Raw genomic sequence first — 16,226 nt, forward strand, 5'->3', positions numbered from 1 at the left:
TCTGTTAACCTCGATCGATCTCCGTGCGCGTCGTCCGCACGGTTTCCGGATCCCGGCACCGACGCCGGCCGTACGCACGGCGACACGTGCGTACGGGTGCGCTGCCGCCGAGGCCGGGCGTCGACCGAGCCGCTGACCACTAGGAGACAAGATGGCCAACTCGCGGCGCTGTTCCGTGGTGATCCCGACCTACAACCGGGCCGACCTGCTGGGCTACACACTGGAGTCGCTGACCCGGCAGAGCCTGCCGGCCGACCGGTTCGAGGTCCTGGTCGGTGACGACGGCTCCACCGACCACACCACGTCGGTGGTCGACCGCTACCGGGACCGGCTCGACCTGCACCACCTCTATCAGGAGCACGACGGCGTCGGCGCCACCCGGGCCCGCAACGCGTGCATCCGGCGGGCGACGGGCGATATCTGCGTCATGCTCGACTCCGGCGTGATGGCGCACTCCACGATGCTCGACGCGCACCTGGCCCGCCACGACTCGACCCCCGAGCCACTCGCCGTGATCGGCTACGTCTACGGCTTCGACCTCGACGGCGACAACAACAGCGAACTCGAACGGTTGATCGACCCGCTGGACGCCGACGCGACGATCGAGCGGCTTGCCGCCCGCCGCGACTACGCCGACGTCCGCGAGGGGTTCTACCGCCGCTACGACAACGACGACTTCGCCGACCTACCGGCGCCGTGGATCATGTACTGGACGTGCAACGTCTCGGCACGTACCGGTCAGCTACACGACGTGGGCCTGTTCGACGAGACCTTCCGCACCCTGGGCGGCGAGGATCTGGACCTGGGATACCGGCTGCACTGCGACGGGGCCCGCTTCGTGCTCGACCGCGCCGCCAGCTCCGTGCACTACCCCCACCCCAAGGACTTCAGCCTGAACCTCACGAACGCGACGATCAACTACCAGCACATGATCGGGAAGTACCGCTCGCCGGTCATGCCGCTGCTGCTGGCGACGCCGACCATCCACCCGTTCAACATCAACGACGTGATCTCGGTGCTCGACCTGCCGCCGGACGCCACCCGGATGGACGGAAAGCAGGCCCGGTGACGACCTGGTGGCGCACCGCACTGGCGGAGCTGGGCAAGCGGTGGAGCATCGTCCGGATCCTGCCGCGCGCCGGTACCCGGCTGGTCGTCGGCCTCGCCGTGATCAACGTCGTGCTGGGAGCCCTGCCGGTGATCTTCGTGGTCGCCACGAGCAACGTCCTCGGCCGGGTACCCGAGGCGGTCACCGGTGGAACGGACTCGGCGGCCTGGCGCTCCCTGCTCGCCATCTTCGCGGTGGCCGCCGCGGCCTTCGTCGGCCAGCAGATCGTCGCGCCCTTCCAGAACTCGCTCGGTGAGCTGATGGCCCGACGCATCGACGGGCAGATGTTCGACGAGCTGATGACCGCCGCCCTGCGACCCCGGGGCATCGCGCCACTGGAGGACCAGGCCGCCCTCCAGGACCTGCGGGCCGCCGTCGACGAGGTGCAGCACGGCTTCCAGAGCCCCGGCCAGGCCTGCGCCGGCCTGCTCGCGCTCGGCGCCCGGTACGTGCAGCTGATCGGCTACGCCACGATCATCGCGCTGGCGTTCGCCTGGTGGGCGGCGCTGGCCCTGGTCGTGGTGGTGCTGCTGTTCCGCTACGGGCAGCGCAACGGCATCCGCCACTACTCCCGGCTGCGCTACGCCCTCGACGGGCCCGAGCGCAAGATCGACTACCTTCGTGGCCTCGGTATCCAACCCCCGGCCGGCAAGGAGATCCGCGTCTTCGGGCTCGCCGGCTGGTTGACCTCGACGCTCGAACAGGCGTACCGGTCCTGGCTGGCTCCGCTCTGGGTGGCCCGCCGACGGCTCTACCTCTGGCCCTTCTTCCGGTACGCGGTGGTCGGACTGGTCCTCACCAGCATGGTCTTCGCCCTCACCGGACGCGCCGCGGCCGGCCAGCTGACGCTCACCGGCTTCGCGCTGGTCATGCAGGCCAGCCTCGGCGCGCTGCGGCTGTCGGAGTTCTACCCCGAGGCGGACAACCAGATCGCCGTGGGCATGACCGCGTACGACGCGGTCCAACGGTTCGCGCAACGGGTCGACACGTACCCCGCCGAGGTCCGCGACGAAGTCCCGCGCCGACCCTCGGCGGCCGCTCCGGACGTCGTACCCGACCCCGTCACCACGATCCACTTCGACCAGGTCTCCTTCGCCTACCCCCGGCAGGACCGGCTGGTGTTCGACCGTCTCGACCTGACGATCCCGGTCGGCCGCTGCACCGCCATCGTCGGCCTCAACGGAGCCGGCAAGACCACCCTGGTCAAGCTCCTCGCCCGGCTCTACGAACCAACCCACGGCGCGATCCGCGTCGACGGCGTCGACATCCGCACGTACCCGGTCAGCCAGTGGCGCCGCAAACTCGGCGTCATCTTCCAGGACTTCGCCCGCTACGAGATCTCCGCGGCGGCGAACATCGGCTACGGCGCGATCGACGCCGCCGACGACCGCCCCGGCATCGAGCAGGCCGCCCGGGCCGTCGGCATGGCCGACGACCTGGCCCGGCTGCCCCGCGGGCTGGACACACCGCTGACCAAGCAGATCGGCGGCGGCACCGACCTCTCCGGCGGGCAGTGGCAGCGGGTGGCGCTGGCCCGCGCCCTGTTCGCCCTGCGCCACGGGTCACCCGTCGTGGTCCTCGACGAACCCACCGCCAGCCTCGACGTCCGCGCCGAGGCCCAGTTCTTCGACGAGTTCGCCGAACTGACCCAGGGCGCCACGACCCTGCTGATCTCGCACCGCTTCTCCACCGTCCGGCAGGCCGACCACGTCGTCGTACTGACCGACGGCAAGGTCGCCGAGCAGGGCAGCCACGACGAACTGATCGCCCTCGACGGCCAGTACGCCCGGCTGTTCCGACTGCAGGCCGACCGGTTCACCGACGTCACCCAGCCCGAGGAGGTGGCGAGGTGATCCACGTACTCGTCGGTTGCCGGCAACTCCTGGCCACCGCCTGGCGGATGGACCGCATCCGCACGATCGGCTCGATCGTCCTGATGGTCTGCGGTGCGCTCGCGGCACCGCTGCTCGCCGTCGGCCTCGGCGCGATGACCGACGCCGTGGTGGCCGGGGACTGGCGCGCGGGCGCGTGGTACGGAGTACTGGTCGCCGTCCTGGCCATCGTCACCCTCACCTTCAGCCACTTCGCGCACGTCCTCTACTTCGAACTCTCCGAACTCGCCGAGATCGACTTCGACCGCAAGCTCATCGAGCTGTCCAACGGGGCCGTCGGCATCGCCCACCACGAGCAGGCCGACCAGGCCGACTCGCTGACCGTCCTGCAGCGCGAGAGCCGCCGCTTCCGCACCGGGCTGGAGGCCCTGTTCGGCGGGGTGAGCCTGTTGCTCGCCATGGTGGTCACCGCCGTACTGCTGGCCCGGCTGCACCCGCTGCTCCTGCTGCTGCCGCTAGCCGCGATCCCCCCGCTGTACACCGGGCGACTGGCCGAACGGCGCCTCGACGCGGCCAAGACCGCGACCGCCGAACCCATCCGTCTCTCACTCAACCTGTTCAACCTGGCCACCTCCTCCCGTCATGCCGGCGAGGTGCGGGTCTTCCGGCTGGAGGAGCAGCTTCGCCGCCGGCGCACCGAACTGTGGGCGCGCGGCACCGCCGGCCTGCACCGGGCCCAGACGGCAGCCGCCGCCACCCAGGTCGCCGGACAGCTGGTCTTCGCCGCCGCGTACGTGGGTGGTGTCCTGCTGATCCTGCGCGACGCCACCACCGGCCGGCACAGCGTCGGCGCCGTGGTCCTCGCCGTGGCCCTCGCCGCGCAGGTCAACCAGCAGGTCACCACGGCGGTCGCGCTGATGCAGGATCTTCTGCGGATGGCCAGCACCTACCGCCGGATGGAGCGGCTCGGTACCGCGGTCGCCGTGCCGGACACGTCGTCCGCCGGTCAGGTGCCGCCGGATCGGCTGCGGGCCGGGATCGTCTTCGACGGCGTCGAGTTCCGCTACCCCGCCACCGACGCGGTGGCGCTGCGCGACGTCGATCTCGCCCTGCCCGCCGGGTCCGTCGTGGCGATCGTCGGCGAGAACGGCGCCGGGAAGACCACCCTGGTCAAGCTCCTCTGTGGCTTCTACCAGCCGACCCGGGGCCGCGTGCTGGTCGACGGCGTGGACCTGCGCGAGCTGCCGATCGAGGCGTGGCGGCAGCGGATCTCCGCCGGCTTCCAGGACTTCGTCCGGTACGAACTGCTCGCCCGGCAGGCGGTCGGCGTGGGCAACCTGGCCCAGATCGACGACGCGGCGGCCGTGCAGGCGGCGCTGGATCGCGCCCGCAGCAGCGATGTGCTCACCCACCTGGCCGAGGGGTTGGAGACCCAACTCGGCAAGAGCTACGCCGACGGCGCGGAACTGTCCGGCGGACAGTGGCAGAAGCTGGCGCTCGGCCGGGCACTGATGCGGGAAACCCCCCTGCTGCTGGTGCTCGACGAACCGACCTCGGCGCTCGACCCGGAGGCAGAGCACGGTCTCTTCGAGCGGTACGCCGAACAGTCCCGGCGGGTCGCCGCCACGACCGGCGCGATCACCCTGCTCGTCTCGCACCGGTTCTCCACCGTGCGCATGGCCGACCAGATCATCGTCGTACGCGACGGACAGATCGCCGAGATGGGCAGCCACGCCGAGTTGGTCCGCGCCGACGGCCAGTACGCCGAGCTGTACGCACTCCAGGCCAGGGTGTACCAGTAGCCGCCGGCGGGTTCCACCCGGGCGGGCGGCGGCCACGCAGGTCGGGTACGACGGCGAGTCGGCCCAGGTGCAGGTCGGTTCCGGCGGGACGGGTCCGCACCATGCCGAGCAGTCGGCCGTCGCGCCAGAGACCGGTGGTACGCCAGTCCGCGAGCCATTCCGCCACCTCCCCCAGCGATTCGTGCAGCGCCGGGATGGCGAGGGTCTCGTTGGTCACCGCTTCGTTCACCCAGCAGCAGCGCTGCAGCACGGTGACCGCCGCCGCGTCGGGCCCTGCTCCACCGAGTCGCCGATGCGGATGGCGACGGTGGCACCCAACGGCACCATACGCAGGGTGGTCACCACCTGTTTGGCGTGCTGGACGCGGCACCCGGATCGACCGACGGCCGCCAGTCCCGCCCGATCAGCCCGTACACCCACGAGTCCGAGACCTCGCCGTTGACCACGCAGTCTTCCCGCAACGTCCCTTCACGCACGAATCCGAGCTTCTCCAGGACCCGGGCAGATGCCGCGTTGCGCGTGTCGACCTCGGCCTGGACCCGATTCAGGTCCAGCGTCTCGTATGCCCACCGCAGCAGGGCACGCGCGGCCTCGGTCGCGTAGCCGTGGCCCCAGGCGGCATCGTCGAAGCAGTAACCCAACGACGCGCTGCGGTAGTCCGGATTCCATCGGGTCAGGCTGCACCAGCCGAGGAACGCCCCGTCGGAGTCCCGGTCCACGGCCAGCCGTGCCCCGGTGCCTTCCGCCGCCAGCTGCCGGCAGGCCGTGATGAACCGCTCGGCGCGTACGGGCTCGGTCCAGGGCGGCGCGTCCCAGTAGCGCAGCACGTGGGCGCTGCTGTGCAGGGCGAAGAGGGCGTCGGCATCGGTGTCGTCGAAGGGGCGCAGTCGCAGGCGAGTGGTGTGCAGCGTGGGGGTGGGCAGGGTCGAGGGTGCCATGGTGCCTCTCTCGGCGCGTCGGGGCGTGTTCGCGATGGCGACGACCACCTCGGTCTCTTCCACGTCGGCCAGTGTCGCGGAGATGACCACCGCCGTCACCGGCTTATCGCGTAGGCGCCCGACCGGATCCCGCCGCGTCGAGGTACTCGGTGAGCCGGGCGGCTCCGGTGAGCATGGCCCGACCGCGTGCGGTGAGCTGTTCCCGCCACTGGCGCAGCGCCGCGGCGAGCGGTTCGGTACCGCCGGCTTCGCGTACCCGACGCAGGACGTCGGCGATGTGGTCGAGCCGGTACCCGCCGCGGCGTAGCAGGTGTGCGAGTTCGGCGTCACGGACGTCGTCGGACGAGTAGACCCGGTGGCCGGTCGCCGGGGCGCGCACCGGCTGCAGGATGCCAGCCCGTTCCCACTTGCGCAGGGTCGCGGGGCGTACGCCGAGCCGGTGGGCCAGCACGCTGATCGGTACGGCGTCGGGGCTCTGCGGTCGCGGCGGCGAGGCGGTGAGCACGGCGATCGCCGCCTCGACCGCGTCCAGGGTCTCCCGGTCGCGTTGCCGCAGCGCATGGCTCTGGTCGAGGGTGCGCAACGCCGCGTCGATCTCACCCCGGTTGACGGCGCGCATGATGTCGCCGCTGGCCGCGTAGCCGTGGCCCGCGATCAGCGCGAGGTAGGCGCTCAACGCCTTGGCGTGCACCTCGGTGAACCGGCGGTGGCCGGTCGGGCTGCGCTGGGCCGGCGGCAGGACGCCATCTCGTTCGTAGTTGCGCACGGCCTGCGCGGAGAGGCCGTGCCGGCGCGCGAGGTCGACCGGTCGGCGCACCTTCGGGTGGAGGGTTTCGTGGCTGTCACCGCGCTGCATCGCCCGCAAGTTTAAACCGGAGGTTCAACGATACGGTTGATGGAATGACATCTCCTCTTGACCTGCTTGCCGTGCCGCCGACCCTGCTCGCGCTCGGTGAGCCGACGCACGGCGAGTCAGCCTTCCGCCAACTCCGCAACGATGCCTTCATGTCGCTGGCCGAGCGGGGCTACCGGTCGATCGCGCTGGAGAGCGACCGGGCGGCGGGCCTGACCGTCGACGAGTTCGTGCAGGGCAGTGCCACCGTCACGCTCGACCGCGCACTGGCCGACGGCTTCAGCCACGGGTTCGGCGCCGCCCCGGCCAACCGCGACCTGCTGCTGCGGATGCGCGAGTGGAACGCCGGCCGGCCGGCTTCCGAGCGCCTGACGTTCCACGGCTTCGACGCCCCGCTGGAGATCGAGGGCGCACCGAGCCCACGGCGCTACCTGACCAGGGTTTGTGACTTCCTCGACCTCGACCGGTCAGCGGAGATCGACGACCTGGTCGGGGACGAGGCGCGGTGGAGCGACCCGGCAGCGATCTGGGAGCCCGGCAGGTCGATCGGGCGTACGGCCGACGCCCAGCGCCTGCGGGTGCTCGCCGACGACCTGCTGACCGAGCTGTACCTGCAGGCACCTCTCCGACGCGAGGGCTGGCAGAGCGCGTTCGCGCACGCCACGTCCGCCGTCGCGGTGCTGCGCTACCACGCGGCGGCCGCCGCGCCACTGGCGCAGGAGGTGCGCTTCGCCCGCCTGGCCGGGGTCCGGGACGCCCTGATGGCCGAGAACCTGCTCGCCATCCGGTCGGCCGAGGCGCATCGCGGACCCACACTGGTCTTCGCGCACAACACGCATCTTCAGCGCCACTCGGCCACGATGACCATGGCCGGGATGGACGTGTCGTGGGCCGGTGCCGGCGCGATCGTCGCATCGCTGCTGGCCGACCGGTACGCGGTGATCGTCGGTAGCCTCGGGTCGAGCCCCGCACTCGGCATCGAGGCGCCCGCCGCGTCGACCTACGAGGGCACCCTCCAGCAGGACGGCATCCTTCCCCGGTACGTCCGCGCATCCGACGTACCGGCGGCCGAGCGGAGAACGCACGACTACCGCTACTTCCCGCTGGACCGGGCCGCCATCGCCCACGCCGACGTGGTGCTGCACATCCCGACCGGCGTCGACGCGGCCGTGCTCGCCGACCGGGTCCTCGCGCTGCCCGACGTCGAGCAGACCGTGGCCAGCGAGGCGAACGGGTCGCCCGAGGGCAGCTGGGGCGACCGGTTCTTCCACGTCGGACCGGACCGGCGCCGGCCGTTCGCCACGATCGTCGAGCACGACGTGCCCGGTTTCGACGAGGCGTCCCAGCTCGACCGCCCCGGCGTCTTCCGGCTCAACCTGGACCTGGGCCGGGCCGAGTTCGAGAACCTGTTCGGCTTCCCGCCCGAGGCGTTCGAGGAGCACCGGCACGAGTTCGACTTCGCCCGGCTGGACACTCTCGTGCCGCACCCGGGCTACGCGCGGTACGGCTTCGGCAGCATCGTCATGCCGGGCCCGCAGCTGCTGCCCGAGGTCGACCGGCTCCTCGCCCACGCCCACGCCCGCGCCGTCGACCGCCACCGGCGCGCCACGCGCCGCGCGTCCGACCCGCGGCACTGAGCCGACGACCGGCCCTACCCGGCCGGCTTGACGCCCCGCGACGACTCGCTGGTTCTCGTGGTCAGGTGGCGGGTAGGCGTACTTCGAACCGGCAGCCGCGTTCGGTGTTGCGGACGTCCACCCGGCCGCCGTGCGCCTCGACGAGGCCGCGCACGATGGCCAGGCCGAGTCCGCCGCCCGCGCCTGATCCGGCCACTGCCGGTGTGCGGGCGCGTTCTCCTCGGAACGCGACGTCGAAGACCCGGTCCAGATCCTCCCCCGGGATGCCGCCGCAGGTGTCGGAGACGGCCAGCCACACGTCGTCGGAGTCATGGCCGGCGGCGATGTGCACGCTGCCGTCCTCCGGCGTGTAACGGACGGAGTTGATCAGCAGGTTGCTGACGATCCGGGCGAGTTCACGTTCGCCGGCCCGGACGTGCGGCCAGCCGCTGTCCGCGGCCACCAGGTGGATGCGGCGGCGGGCGGCCAGGGGTGCGACGCCGGCGATCGCGTCGGACACCACGTCGCGTAGCGGCACGGTGGTGGGTACCAGCCGCAGCGCACCGGCGTTGATGCGGGACAGCTCGAACAGGTCGTCGACGAGTCGGGTCATGCGGTCGGTCTCCACCCGGATGCGCCGGTGGTATTCGTCGACGACGGCCGGGTCGTGGATGATGCGGTCCTCGAGCGCCTCGGCCATGGCCCGCAGCCCGGCGAGGGGAGTGCGCAGGTCGTGTGACACCCAGGCCACGAGTTCCCGCCGGCTGGCCTCCAGCCGGCGTTCGCGGTCCCAGGCGGTCTGGGCCCAGACCGCGGAGGCGGCCAGCCGGCTGCCGAAGACGGCACCGACGGCGAGGCTGATCACCGCGGAGGCGCTGACGGTGATCAGGACGACCCACAGGTCGTGCGCGGACAGGAACATGGCCTGCGCGACCGTGGCGACGCCGGCGACCACGGCCAGTACGGTGACCACGAGCAGGATCAGGATGTGGGCGAGGATCGATCGGCCACGCAGCAGCCGCAGCGCGGCGGCGCCGGCCAGCCCGACGACACCGCCGGCGGCCAGGGCGTAGAGCCCGATGAGCAGCGTGTCGCTCACTGGCCGGTTTCCTCGTCGAGTGGGTCGTAGCGGTATCCGACGCCCCAGACGGTGCGGATCCGTCTCGGGTCGGCCGGGTCGTGCTCGATCTTCTCGCGGAGCCGGCGAACGTGCACGGTGACGGTCGACTGGTCGCCGAACTGCCAACCCCAGACCTTGTCCAGCAGGTCGTCGCGCGACCATGCCCGCCCGGGATAACGCATGAAGAAGATCAGGAGGTCGAACTCCCGCCCGGTCAGCGACAGCGGCACGCCGGCCATCGTGGCGGTACGCCGGGCGGTGTCCACGATCAGGGTCGCGTCGGTCAGCTTCGCGGGGGCGGCGGGTTGGGCGGCGGGTGCGGCGGTGCGGCGGAGCACGGAGCGGATCCGCAGCACGAGTTCCCGCGGGGAGAAGGGCTTGGTGACGTAGTCGTCGGCGCCGACTTCGAGCCCGAGGACACGGTCGGCCTCCTCACCGAGGGCGGTGAGCATGATCACCGGCAGGTCGGGCAGCTGCCGCCGGATGCGGCGGCAGACCTCAAGGCCGTCGATGCCGGGCATCATGAGATCGAGTACGACCAGGTCGGGGCGCTGCGCGGCGATCGCGGCGAGGCCGGCGGCGCCGTCGGCAGCCAACTGGACCTCGCAGCCGGCCTGCTCCAGGTAACGCCGGACCACGTCACTGACCGTCGGATCGTCGTCGACCACCAACACCCGGTGTCCCATCCTGAGCACGCTATCCACTGGCAGATCACGAGCGCGTCCGGGAGGATCTTTCGGATCCCTTACGATCTGCCGCGCGCCATTCGTCGGGTGGCCGTGGGCCGCGCAGATGCCCTGGAGGGCCAGGTCACGAGCGGCGTCCGCCGGAGTGCCGGGCCGCTGACGTGTCCCGCTGGCGCCACGTCTCGGCGAACAAGGCGTACGTGTAGCCGTCCACCCAGCCCAGCTCGGCGTGCCAGGAGTCGCCGACGCCGTGCTGTTCCCGACGCATGCCGATCTTCTCCAGGAGTCGCACGGATGCCAGGTTGTCGGCGAAGCAGCCGGCGGTGACCCGTCGCACGCCCAAGCGGTCGAACGAGTACGCCACCATCGCGGTGACCGCCTCGGTCGCGTAGCCCTGGCCGCCGTACGCCGGGTCGAAGATGTAGCCGAGTTGGGCTTCCGTCCGGGCCGGCATCCCGGGTTGCCCCATGCCGTCGACGAGGTCGAGCGAGACCGTGCCGATCACCACGCCGTCGAGGACCACCGCCACGCTGTGATCGTCGGGGTCCGCCGCCGACCGCCGCCAGGCCGCCCGGTAGGACACCGGGTCGACCTCGGTACGCAGGAGCCAGCGGGTGACCTCCGGCAGGTTGCGGTACTCCAGGATGCGGTCCACGTCCTCGTCGCGCACGGGACGGAGCTCAAGGCGTTCGGTGCGCAGGTTCGTAATCCCCACGCGGTGGGACGGTAGCCACTCGTACCACCGCGACACATCCGAATTAGCAGCCGACCGCTCGCGGCGCGCCACGGGCGGCTACTCGATCGGTACGACCCGGAAGTCGGTGACGAAGCTGGCGACGCGCCCGTCCGAGGTGCGGCCCACGTAGGTGGCGTACCCGCCGTCACCCCAACCGGATCCGACCACGTACACGTTGGCTCCGGTCCGCTCCTCGACCTCGACGGCCCGTGCGACCGGGCCGGCACCACCTACGGCACGTCACGCCCGCTGCCCACGCGCGAGCCGTCCGCCTGACGCCGCGGCATCTGACGCAGTCCGTACCGCCCTCGTCGATGCGGTGGTCCGACGCCGTGCCGGCCCGGCCGGTCAGAGTTCGGGTCGGCTGTCATCCGCAGCCGAGCCGGGCAGCTCTCGATGAGAACGGCCCTCGCGCCGCGCGTCAGTGCCGCCACGTCACCGCCACGTGTGACGCGGCGGCACTGACTGCCCGTCCGAGGCGTCGGTAGCCTGAATCTCACGCAGAATCAGCTAGCGACGGGGGGTAGTGATGACCGCCACCATCCGGATCGGCGAACTCGCCGCCCGCACCGGGGTCAGCGTGCGATCGTTGCGCTACTACGAGGAGCAGGGGTTGCTGACCAGCCTGCGCAGTCCGAGCGGTCACCGCCGCTACGCAGAGGATCAGGTCGAGCGGATCCGCCTCATTCAGCGACTGTTCTCCGCCGGTCTGAGTAGTCGGACGATCGTGGACCTGCTGCCCTGTATCGATTCCCCGGCCGAGGAGACCTCGGCGGCGGCGCTGGAGCGCATGCGCCAGGAGCGCGACCGGCTCGATCGGCACATCGAGGACCTGATCCGCACCCGGGCGGAGCTCGACGACCTGATCGCCGCCAACCGCGCCCACCAAAGGCAACTCGCCCGCGCGTGAGCCGGGCCACAGGCATCTCGCCCGCGCGTGAGCCGGGCCACGCCCCGGGCCACACCTGCACGCCTTGGTCGCGGACTCCGCCGGCCGCAACGCCGGAGGGTGAGCCGCGCCACCTGATCGACGCCGAACTTGCATCTCACATCAATGTCAGATTTTACGGTGACCTCATGACATCACTCTTCGACACAGTTGCCCTCGGCAGGCTCCAACTACCCAACCGGATCGTGATGGCCCCGATGACGCGGGTGCGATCCGACCGTGAAGGGCTCGCCACCCCCGCCATGGCCACGTACTACACGCAGCGCGCCACCGCCGGCCTGATCGTCACCGAGGGGATCCAGCCCAGCCTGGTCGGGCAGTCCAATCCGCGTACACCAGGGCTGTACACCACGAAGCAGGTCGGCTCCTGGCGGCACGTCACCTCTGCGGTGCACACCAACGGGGGCCGGATCTTCGCCCAGCTCATGCATGCCGGACGGATCAGCCACCCGGACACGACCGGACACCAACCGGTCGCGCCCTCCGCGGTCGCCGCACACGGGGCGTACGTCTTCACCCCCACCGGGCCACAGCTCGCGCCCACGCCACGGGCGCTGGCGACCGACGAGGTGCCGGGTGAGGTGGCGTCCTTCGCGGCAGCGGCACGGGGCGCCGTCGAGGCCGGCTTCGACGGCGTGGAACTGCACGGCGCGAACGGTTACCTGATCGCCCAGTTCCTCTCCGGCAACGCCAACCTCCGCACCGACCGCTACGGGGGATCCGCCTCCGGGCGCATCCGGTTCGCCGTGGAGGCGGTCGCGGCGACCATCGACGCGATCGGCGCGGACCGCGTCGGGATCCGCCTGTCCCCCGGCGCGGGCATCTGGGACGCCATCGACATCGACATTCCCGAGGTGTACGGCGCGCTGGTCGCCGAACTCGTTCCGCTCGGTCCGGCATACCTGCACCTGACCGGCACCGACGACGAGATCCTGCGCCAGTTGCGCCGGGCGTGGCCCGGCACGCTCATCGTCAACCCGTCGACCCCGAGCAGCCCCGTACCGGCGACCCGCGACGCCGCCGAGCGCTGGCTGACGCGCGGCGCGGACCTGGTGTCGTTCGGCCGCGCCTACCTCGCCAACCCCGACCTCGTCGAACGGTTCCGGTCGGCCCTTCCGCTCGCGGTCGCCGACCCGGACACCTACTACACCGGCGGTGACGACGGCTACCTCACCTATCCGACGTACGACCAACCACGCCTGACCACGGAGACCTCCGTCTGACGCGGCACCCACACGAAAGAAGGCCCTCGTGACGTCCCCGCTTTCCTCGCCGAACGCCGAAAGCAAGCCCACCGGCCCCCGGCGACGCCGCCGCTGGCTCCCGATCGCCGCCGGCGTCCTCGCCACCCTCGTGGCCGTCGCCGGCCTCGGCATCGGCGCTCTCCAACTCGGCCTGCCGTGGCAACTCGGCGAGGGCGACCGCAACCACGTCTACGAAGGCGACGCCGGTTCGCAGCGCTACCAGGTCCATCTCCCGCCCCGATACGACGAGACGGTCCGGCTACCGGTCGTCATGGCCATCCACGGCTGCGGCATGACCGGCTACGGATGGAACTCGATGAAGGCCACGACACAGTTCAACCGCCTCGCCGACCGGGAAGGCTTCATCGTCGTCTATCCCACGCAACTGATCTCCCGCAACGTGATCGCCTGCTGGAACTCGGCCGATCCACGGCATCAGCAACGGCGCGCGGGTGAGCCCGCACTGCTCGCCGGGGTCGCCCGCCAGGTGGTCGAGAAGTACCACGCGGATCCCGCACAGGTGCACGTTGCCGGCGCCTCGTCCGGGGCGGGAACCGCCGTCATCCTCGCCGCGACCTACCCCGACGTCTTCGCCACCGCGACCTCGGTCGCCGGCGGCGAGTACGGGCTCAACCAGGTCGATCCGGACAACCCGGACGCCACGCCGCCGTTGGAGACGGCACGTCAGGCCTGGGCGCAGATGGGCGAGCGGGCCCGGCGGGTGCCGCTGCTGGTGGTTCAGGGCGAGCAGGACGACGTGGTGCCGACCCTGGTCGCCACCCGGCTCGTCGCCCAGTGGACCGCGGTGGGCGATCTCGTCGACGACGGGCTGCCCAACGACAGCCTCGGCCTTACCGAGAAGACCGTATCCGTGCCGGCCGCCGCGGGCCGGCACGCGTACGCCCATTCGACGGTCACCGCCGCGGACGGCTCGTCGATCGTCGAGTCGTACGTCGTGCAGGACATGGGGCACGCCTGGCCGGGCCCGGACGGCGACGGCCGCTACACCGACCACGCCGGCCCCGACGCCACCGCGCTCGTGTGGGAGTTCGCCAAACGTCATCCGATGCCGCAATGACGTCGGGCGGGGCAGCGGAAGGGGATTCATGTTGGCTAGTGTCTGCGTCGCTACAACTTGTGCAGGACGTCACCATTCCTCGCAGCGGATCGGAAGGACGGCATGGCCAGCATCGAGCAAGTCAAGGCCGAACTTGCCCAGGCAGCCGAGCAGTGCAACGCGACGACGAACCAGATCCGAGCCGCCATCGAGGGCACCGAACAGGTAATCTCCCGGCTTCGTGCGGTCGCCGCCGGCACCGGGCATCCCGCGATCTCGGAGGCGATCAGCCGGGCCGAGCAGAGCAAGCAGCGGCTCGTCGAGGACGCCACCGTCCTCCAGGGCAGCACCCAGGCGGCCCGCCAGTACATCAGCATCCTTGGCTGACCGGTGAGCATCGGCGAGGTCAAGGCAGCTCTCGGCGAAGCACACCGCCTCCTCGACCAAGGCAGAACCACGATCGAGGGGGTGGGTACGGCCCTGGATGAGGTCTCCGCGCTCGTGCTCGCCACCCTGCACGACAGTCAACGGTCCGAGGCAGCGCAGGCCCGCAAGGCCATCGCCGATGCCATACGCGAGGTGAAGCTGGTTCTACGGGCCGCTGTGGCCGCGCAGGAGAACGGCGACGCGTATCGAAAGGTGCTGGGATGAGCGGCCTCCTCGCCCAGGCCATCGCGCAACTCAGGTCAGCCGTGGATCAACTGGATGGGCTGGCGGTGCGCGCTGCACGAGCCGCGACGGATGTCGCCGAAGGAAACACTCGCTACTCACAGGTCGGCACAGACACCGATCATCCGAGGCTTCGGGCCGCTGTGATGCAGAGTGGTGTCGGCGTCGACAAGGCTCACCGGCTTGCGCGGTTGAGTAGTGAAGCCGCCCGGCATGTCGTCGCCTATCTGAACGCCATTGCGCCCGCTTCAGTCGCCCGACCGGTCAGCTCAGGGCCACCGTCTGGCGAGGACCTGCTGGCCGACAGCGACCAGCGCGACCTGAGCCGCGCGAAGTTGCGAGGGTTCCTCAACCGGGCCGCTCGTAAGGCCGACGAGGTGCAGGACCATGCGACCGCGACCGCCAATACGATTGAGCAGTTCACCAGCGTGTTCCGGGACCGCAACGGCCCCAGCGGGACACACTCCACCGGGACCGCCACCCCGACGGCCCCAGCCGCATCACCACGGCCGAAGTTCGACGCTACGGAAGCCGCAGGAAATCTCGCGGTACTCGGCCTCCTGGCCGGCGTGGCGGCACATCGGATCACGACGGTGATCAGCGAACGGATAGCGAGGTTCAGAAGACGTGGACGTTGACCCTCTGAGCGACCTGATTCGGGCTCTGGCCAGGGCCGACTGGGATGCCGCCGACGCCGTGGCAGCCGGCATCAGGCAGCACGGCCTGCCCGGTAGCCTGCGGGTTGTCGAGGCCGCGTTCGCCATCGCGGTTCACCGGCACCTCGGCGCCAATGCCACACCGACTGACATCGCCGCGTTCGTGTCGTCAGCTCGCGCTCACTACCATAAGGACGACACCCCACCGGCCCTCGCGATGGAGGGCGTCATCCGGGCCGCTGTGGGCGAGCCGGAACTGGTAGACGACATCCCTGCCGAAACTGTACTAGGAGTCGAGATCTTCGTTCTCGGCCAGATTCTCCTTGAGTCCAACCTGACCCCGGCCGAGTTGGACGAGTTCGTCACCGAGGCCGAGCAGCTCGCGGCCGAACACCTGTCGTAACACCAACCGGTCGCCGCGCTGACCGAATCTTCTCCCGCCGTCGGCAGCCGTACCTGGTTGGCCTGCTCTGGGTAGGTAGCTAGCGGCGAAGGCGGTGGGTCAACTCATCGGCGTCTGACCACAGGGCCCCGCGTGGTCGCAGTACGGCTGAAGTCGACTCTGCCCGCATCCGCACAGGATGACCCTGGTCTCGTCGCGGGGGCCGTCCGGTGTGTCCACGCTCAACTCGCCGCGCGCGACCACCTGGCCGACGGAGTTGCGGGCGATCCGCGCGGGCCGGTCCGGGGTCTCCGCTCCGCCGTCCACGAGCTGGTACTGCAGCGCCCCCGACGGGCAGCGCCGCACCACTTCGGCCAGCCGGTCGGCCGCGGCACCGTCGGGCCGGATCCAGGGGCGCTCGCCCGGGTCGAAGACCTCAGGCAGGCCGCGGACGCATTCGGCGGCGTGCAGGCAGCGCCTGGCCTCGAAGGTCACGGTGATCGACTGACCCTGGTACGCCTTCTTTACGCTTCCGCTGCTCATCCCGGCCTCCGTCGCTGCCATGTTGGAAAACTTCG

At 70.8% G+C, this 16,226-nt stretch carries 17 protein-coding genes and 2 pseudogenes; 11 read left to right on the plus strand and 8 right to left on the minus strand.

Annotated features, from left to right (window positions below):
- The first annotated feature begins 151 nt into the window (after positions 1-151).
- Genes D2L64_RS05740 through D2L64_RS05750 form a run of 3 tightly spaced genes read left to right on the plus strand, consistent with a single transcriptional unit; the run spans position 152 to position 4,742 of the window.
- Positions 152-1,069 carry a glycosyltransferase gene (locus tag D2L64_RS05740; RefSeq protein WP_119573634.1) on the plus strand — a complete coding sequence of 306 codons (918 nt, stop codon included), beginning with the start codon at positions 152-154 and terminating at the stop codon, positions 1,067-1,069.
- On the plus strand, positions 1,066-2,961 hold the full coding sequence (locus tag D2L64_RS05745) for an ABC transporter ATP-binding protein (RefSeq protein ID WP_119573635.1): 1,896 nt from the start codon (positions 1,066-1,068) through the stop codon (positions 2,959-2,961). The genes D2L64_RS05740 and D2L64_RS05745 overlap by 4 nt, the downstream gene beginning before the upstream one ends.
- On the plus strand, positions 2,958-4,742 hold the full coding sequence (locus tag D2L64_RS05750; RefSeq protein ID WP_119573636.1) for an ABC transporter ATP-binding protein: 1,785 nt from the start codon (positions 2,958-2,960) through the stop codon (positions 4,740-4,742). Before D2L64_RS05745 ends, D2L64_RS05750 begins: the two co-directional genes overlap by 4 nt.
- Here D2L64_RS05750 and D2L64_RS27520 read toward each other — a convergent pair.
- The 3 genes and pseudogenes from D2L64_RS27520 to D2L64_RS05765 all read right to left on the minus strand — a co-directional run.
- Positions 4,723-5,105 (minus strand): annotated as a pseudogene (locus D2L64_RS27520) (FMN reductase); the annotation flags it as partial. The gene D2L64_RS05750 and the pseudogene D2L64_RS27520 sit on opposite strands and share 20 nt — an antisense overlap.
- On the minus strand, positions 5,081-5,779 hold the full coding sequence (locus tag D2L64_RS05760) for a GNAT family N-acetyltransferase (RefSeq protein ID WP_233558789.1): 699 nt from the start codon (positions 5,777-5,779) through the stop codon (positions 5,081-5,083). The pseudogene D2L64_RS27520 and the gene D2L64_RS05760, both read right to left, overlap by 25 nt.
- Positions 5,780-5,783: 4 nt before the next feature.
- Entirely contained in the window at positions 5,784-6,497 is a 714-nt protein-coding gene (locus D2L64_RS05765; protein ID WP_119573701.1) for a TioE family transcriptional regulator, read from the minus strand.
- A gap of 83 nt (positions 6,498-6,580) precedes the next feature.
- Here D2L64_RS05765 and D2L64_RS05770 point away from each other — a divergent pair, with 83 nt between their 5' ends.
- Positions 6,581-8,170 carry a DUF6194 family protein gene (locus tag D2L64_RS05770; protein WP_119573637.1) on the plus strand — a complete coding sequence of 530 codons (1,590 nt, stop codon included), beginning with the start codon at positions 6,581-6,583 and terminating at the stop codon, positions 8,168-8,170.
- A 61-nt stretch (positions 8,171-8,231) separates the two neighbouring features.
- On the opposite strand, the gene D2L64_RS05775 is transcribed toward D2L64_RS05770, so the two are convergent.
- From D2L64_RS05775 to D2L64_RS05790, 4 genes and pseudogenes are all read right to left on the minus strand, one after another.
- Positions 8,232-9,248: a sensor histidine kinase gene (locus tag D2L64_RS05775; protein ID WP_119573638.1), complete on the minus strand. Its 1,017-nt coding sequence runs from the start codon at positions 9,246-9,248 to the stop codon at positions 8,232-8,234.
- Positions 9,245-9,955, minus strand: a complete 711-nt coding sequence (locus tag D2L64_RS05780; protein WP_119573639.1) for a response regulator transcription factor — start codon at positions 9,953-9,955, stop codon at positions 9,245-9,247. Before D2L64_RS05780 ends, D2L64_RS05775 begins: the two co-directional genes overlap by 4 nt.
- A gap of 124 nt (positions 9,956-10,079) precedes the next feature.
- On the minus strand, positions 10,080-10,670 hold the full coding sequence (locus D2L64_RS05785; RefSeq protein ID WP_119573640.1) for a GNAT family N-acetyltransferase: 591 nt from the start codon (positions 10,668-10,670) through the stop codon (positions 10,080-10,082).
- A gap of 78 nt (positions 10,671-10,748) precedes the next feature.
- Positions 10,749-10,883, minus strand: a pseudogene (locus D2L64_RS05790) (DUF4241 domain-containing protein); the annotation flags it as partial.
- Between the two features lie 349 nt (positions 10,884-11,232).
- Here D2L64_RS05790 and D2L64_RS05795 point away from each other — a divergent pair.
- The 7 genes from D2L64_RS05795 (at position 11,233) to D2L64_RS05825 (ending at position 15,669) form a co-directional block, all read left to right on the plus strand.
- On the plus strand, positions 11,233-11,601 hold the full coding sequence (locus D2L64_RS05795; RefSeq protein ID WP_119573702.1) for a MerR family transcriptional regulator: 369 nt from the start codon (positions 11,233-11,235) through the stop codon (positions 11,599-11,601).
- A gap of 167 nt (positions 11,602-11,768) precedes the next feature.
- The gene (locus D2L64_RS05800; RefSeq protein WP_119573641.1) at positions 11,769-12,863 is read left to right on the plus strand and encodes an alkene reductase; all 1,095 of its coding nucleotides are present in this window, start codon (positions 11,769-11,771) and stop codon (positions 12,861-12,863) included.
- Between the two features lie 28 nt (positions 12,864-12,891).
- On the plus strand, positions 12,892-13,962 hold the full coding sequence (locus tag D2L64_RS05805) for an extracellular catalytic domain type 1 short-chain-length polyhydroxyalkanoate depolymerase (RefSeq protein ID WP_119573642.1): 1,071 nt from the start codon (positions 12,892-12,894) through the stop codon (positions 13,960-13,962).
- A gap of 102 nt (positions 13,963-14,064) precedes the next feature.
- Positions 14,065-14,328, plus strand: a complete 264-nt coding sequence (locus D2L64_RS05810; protein ID WP_119573643.1) for a hypothetical protein — start codon at positions 14,065-14,067, stop codon at positions 14,326-14,328.
- Between the two features lie 3 nt (positions 14,329-14,331).
- Complete coding sequence (locus tag D2L64_RS05815; RefSeq protein ID WP_119573644.1) at positions 14,332-14,592, plus strand: hypothetical protein; 261 nt, start codon at positions 14,332-14,334, stop codon at positions 14,590-14,592.
- Complete coding sequence (locus D2L64_RS05820; RefSeq protein ID WP_119573645.1) at positions 14,589-15,248, plus strand: hypothetical protein; 660 nt, start codon at positions 14,589-14,591, stop codon at positions 15,246-15,248. Before D2L64_RS05815 ends, D2L64_RS05820 begins: the two co-directional genes overlap by 4 nt.
- Positions 15,238-15,669: a hypothetical protein gene (locus D2L64_RS05825; RefSeq protein ID WP_119573646.1), complete on the plus strand. Its 432-nt coding sequence runs from the start codon at positions 15,238-15,240 to the stop codon at positions 15,667-15,669. The genes D2L64_RS05820 and D2L64_RS05825 overlap by 11 nt, the downstream gene beginning before the upstream one ends.
- 99 nt (positions 15,670-15,768) lie before the next feature.
- Here D2L64_RS05825 and D2L64_RS05830 read toward each other — a convergent pair whose 3' ends face one another.
- Positions 15,769-16,191 carry a (4Fe-4S)-binding protein gene (locus D2L64_RS05830; protein WP_119573703.1) on the minus strand — a complete coding sequence of 141 codons (423 nt, stop codon included), beginning with the start codon at positions 16,189-16,191 and terminating at the stop codon, positions 15,769-15,771.
- Between the last annotated feature and the right edge of the window lie 35 nt (positions 16,192-16,226).

Source organism: Micromonospora radicis, from assembly GCF_003583405.1.
GTDB lineage: Bacteria > Actinomycetota > Actinomycetes > Mycobacteriales > Micromonosporaceae > Micromonospora > Micromonospora radicis.

Excerpts from the sequence above, each read along its gene's own strand:
- D2L64_RS05780 (WP_119573639.1), bottom strand. The coding sequence starts at position 9,955 with ATGGGACACCGGGTGTTGGTGGTCGACGACGATCCGACGGTCAGTGAC.
- D2L64_RS05820 (WP_119573645.1), top strand. The coding sequence starts at position 14,589 with ATGAGCGGCCTCCTCGCCCAGGCCATCGCGCAACTCAGGTCAGCCGTG.
- D2L64_RS05770 (WP_119573637.1), top strand. The coding sequence starts at position 6,581 with ATGACATCTCCTCTTGACCTGCTTGCCGTGCCGCCGACCCTGCTCGCG.
- D2L64_RS05800 (WP_119573641.1), top strand. The coding sequence starts at position 11,769 with ATGACATCACTCTTCGACACAGTTGCCCTCGGCAGGCTCCAACTACCC.
- D2L64_RS05830 (WP_119573703.1), bottom strand. The coding sequence starts at position 16,191 with ATGAGCAGCGGAAGCGTAAAGAAGGCGTACCAGGGTCAGTCGATCACC.
- D2L64_RS05810 (WP_119573643.1), top strand. The coding sequence starts at position 14,065 with ATGGCCAGCATCGAGCAAGTCAAGGCCGAACTTGCCCAGGCAGCCGAG.
- D2L64_RS05740 (WP_119573634.1), top strand. The coding sequence starts at position 152 with ATGGCCAACTCGCGGCGCTGTTCCGTGGTGATCCCGACCTACAACCGG.